The 3053-nt window shown below is 69.2% G+C and carries 4 protein-coding genes; 3 read left to right on the top strand and 1 reads right to left on the bottom strand.

The window, feature by feature from the left end; genetic code table 11:
* Positions 1-300: 300 nt before the first annotated feature.
* On the bottom strand, positions 301-882 hold the full coding sequence (locus VNF71_14685) for a hypothetical protein (GenBank protein ID HVA75802.1): 582 nt from the start codon (positions 880-882) through the stop codon (positions 301-303).
* 469 nt (positions 883-1351) lie between these two features.
* Between VNF71_14685 and VNF71_14680 the strand changes: the two genes are divergently transcribed.
* The 3 genes from VNF71_14680 to VNF71_14670 form a co-directional block, all read left to right on the top strand.
* Positions 1352-1840 carry a hypothetical protein gene (locus tag VNF71_14680; protein HVA75801.1) on the top strand — a complete coding sequence of 163 codons (489 nt, stop codon included), beginning with the start codon at positions 1352-1354 and terminating at the stop codon, positions 1838-1840.
* A 367-nt stretch (positions 1841-2207) separates the two neighbouring features.
* Positions 2208-2567, top strand: coding sequence for a hypothetical protein (locus VNF71_14675; protein HVA75800.1), 360 nt, complete (start codon positions 2208-2210; stop codon positions 2565-2567).
* 9 nt (positions 2568-2576) lie between these two features.
* The coding region (locus tag VNF71_14670) for a hypothetical protein (GenBank protein ID HVA75799.1) at positions 2577-3053 on the top strand (477 nt) is incomplete at its 3' end.

Here is a 3053-nt window from a genome sequence, read left to right as displayed (position 1 = left end):
GTCCGGGCGTGGTTACAGTGCCGGCCCGAAACGGACGTACCTTCATCCGGTCGGCCTGCTGCCGCCCCGTGTCCGGTGCGCCCCAACGCGTGCCCGTCCCTTGACGAATCTCGGCCAAGAGCTGAGGCAAATCCGGTTGCGAATCCGCGGTTCGTCAGCCGCAGCCCTCTGCGGCACGCCCCCGTCGTCGCGCCTCGGAGATGGTATGGAACGTCCCCCGACAGTCACTGCTCGCCCAGCCGACCCGCGGAACCAGCAGCTGACACACGCCCCCGGCCTCACACCCAATGGTCAGGGTCATCAGTTCGGTCGGACCAGGACCGACCATGTGCAGCCCGCACCACCCCCATAGAGGGCATATCGGCCCGCCGGGATAGACAGGACCCACGTACCTGTGATGGCCGCGCCACCGACGGGCGCGGTCGGCGTGTCCAGGAAGCCGCTCGGGTCTTGGTAGAGCCTGAACGCGAGGCTGCACGTGCCGGAGGCGGTGTAGTCGATGGCGACCGCTCCGTCCGTGGGAACGCGGAAGTAAGGACCGGAGTACAGGCCGCTCCCGGCGGCCGTGCTGTACGGCGTCGGTACCGGGCGGGCGGTCGCACCGCCGGCCGTGCAGCCCGCCAGCAGCGCGGCGGCGACCGCGAGCGCGAGCGCGACCGAGATCCTCTCGTGATTGCCCTCACGAACGCGCCGCCCGCGTCCCAGTAGCGCACTGAACCTTCCGCGCCACACGAGGCGCGAGTCGTGCCGCTGTTCGTCGTCGATGCGACGAGTCAGGAGTGCCTTCCGGAGATCGGGCTTCAGCATGTCGTTCCGGGTGGCCTTCAGTCCCCAACGGTCCGTGAGGTTGGAATCGCCGTAGATGCCGCCGAGGTCATTCACGACCCGCTTCACCGGCTTCCGTGGATTGGGGTGTCGATCAGCGCGTGTCCAGAACGACGCCCCAGTCACCCGGTGACGGATCCGACCAGCCTCGCGTCGGGAACCGCGCGGCAGAAGCGGACCGGATGGCCGGTGCCGCTGCGAGATCCGCTCGATCACCGATTGAACCAGTGTCGCGAGCGGGCTGCTGTGTGAGGTCATCGGTTGGCTTCCGATCCTCCCTGTTTCTTGCGACGCGATGCTGGTTCCGAGCGGTGCGGTGGTCAAGGGCAACATGGCCCGATGGAGTGCCCGGCCCACGATGTGGGGCGCTCTCTCGGCGAGGTGATGAACCGCGCTCCGGATGCGCATTTGCGTCAGCTCCGGCCCAAACCCTTGACACCGCTCGGTCCTCGCCAAGTGTCCCTGTGCGTTCGAGGAGGACGGCCTGAGCCGCCGGCACCTCGGCCCGGAGCACAGGAGCACGACCATGTACGAGTTGACGCGTGGACGCACGACGGTCCTTCACCTTCCCCGTCCCGCCCATCGCCCGAGGGGGCTCTGGGGCCTGTCGCGCCGGTTCTGGGCGCTCTTCGTCCTGGGCTCGGCCCTCGTCATGCTCGACTCGTTCGAGACGATGGCCGCTCTGGCCTGGACGCCGGTGCCGGGACACCCCGGCCTGCTGGTGCGCCACGCGAACGAGCTCAACCCGATCGGCAGCGCACTGGCAGCCGCGTCGCCCTGGCTCCTGCCGGTGTTTCACCTGCTCGAGATCGGGGTCTTCCTCGGCATGTGCTGGATGCTCACCCGCGGTTCGGTGGTGCAGCGTATTGCGCGCCGACGGCCCAGTCCTCTGCTCGTCCGCCTGGGGGCGCCTCGCGGCGAGGCGTGGATCCGCCTCATCCTCTGGCTTGTCCCCCTAATGATGGTGCTCACAGAAGGCGTGGTGGACATTCACAACGCGCTGGTCATCGTCTGACCAGATCCGTCGACGCATCTTCCTTGTCGGCGATCTTGACATCGGCGATCGTCCGCAGACCCTCCGGCGTCGGCCTCTGGGGGGACGATCGGCAGCCGGACCGGAGCATCGGCGGGAGACTGGCGATGAGCGACTCGGCCTCGGATGCCGTCACCGTCCAGACGTTCACCAAGACGGCTGCGCGGCGTGAAGTTGTGCGTCTCCGTTCCTGGGGTCGCGCCCACGGGCTCATGTCCATCTAGCTCGTGCGGGCGATGCCCGCGCGCGACGACCTCGACCCCGACTGGAACGTGGACCAGCGGCTCTGGTGGGTCGAAGGGCCGAACGACGAGGTGCTGATGCGCGACGGCAACTTCAGGAGCGTTCGGTGACCACGATGCAGGACGACCCGGTCGCCTCCCACTCGGCCCTGGTCATCGAGGCCACCGCCGACTTCGACGCCGCGTGGCCGCTGTGGGGCGTCCTCGTGCCCGTGTCGCCGGCGATCGTGCCAGAGGTGACGCATCGCCGGCGCACTGGCGACCCGACGGGCCCGGTGGAAGAAGGCCGCCGCTTCCGCGTTGGCGCCTGCGGCTCGACGCTCACGCTCTGGACGGACAAGACGAGCGGGGAAGGGGTCGGCATCACCTGCCCCGACTGCGGGTCCGGCCAGGTCTGCGGCGTCGGGCACGACGATCCCGCCACCCGCCTGACCGCGCACGGCTTGCGTTGCGCGGCGCACCGATAGGAGGTCACCATGACTCCCACCGAATCCGCCCTGCGCCTGCTCCGGGTCGGCGCGCGCGTGCAATGGCCGGTTCAGCGGGAGCCGAAGCAGTACGGGCGACTGACGCAGCTCCCGGCGAAACGAACGGTCAGGGGAGTCCACGGCCGCGAGGTCGTGTTCGACGACGGCACCCGCTTCGCGCTGCCGCCTGACGCCAACATCCAGCTTGGCAAGACGCCCGACGGCACGGTCGACACGCTGACCCTGACGGATTCGTCCGGCCGGTCGGTCACCCTCACCATCCTCCCTCCCGCCGAGGCCGGCGCGCTGGCCAGGCCCGTGCGGAGCCTGCTCGACATCCGAGATCGCTGCTTCGCGGGGTCGTGGGTCGACTGTGAGCGCGGTCAGGGTAGCCACCCGCCTCTCCGGGGACTGCATAGCAAGGTTCAGCGGGCCGTCGGCGTGGTCACGGTTGGCCGCGAAGAAGCCGTCTGTCTCGATGATCGT

The organism is Acidimicrobiales bacterium, assembly GCA_035533095.1.
Lineage (GTDB): Bacteria > Actinomycetota > Acidimicrobiia > Acidimicrobiales > Palsa-688 > DATLUM01.
Note: the sequence above shows the minus strand (reverse complement) of the source record. Positions and strands in the feature narration are given on the sequence as shown.

Coding starts and splice junctions, on each gene's coding strand:
- VNF71_14680 (HVA75801.1), top strand. CDS start 1,352: ATGTACGAGTTGACGCGTGGACGCACGACGGTCCTTCACCTTCCCCGT.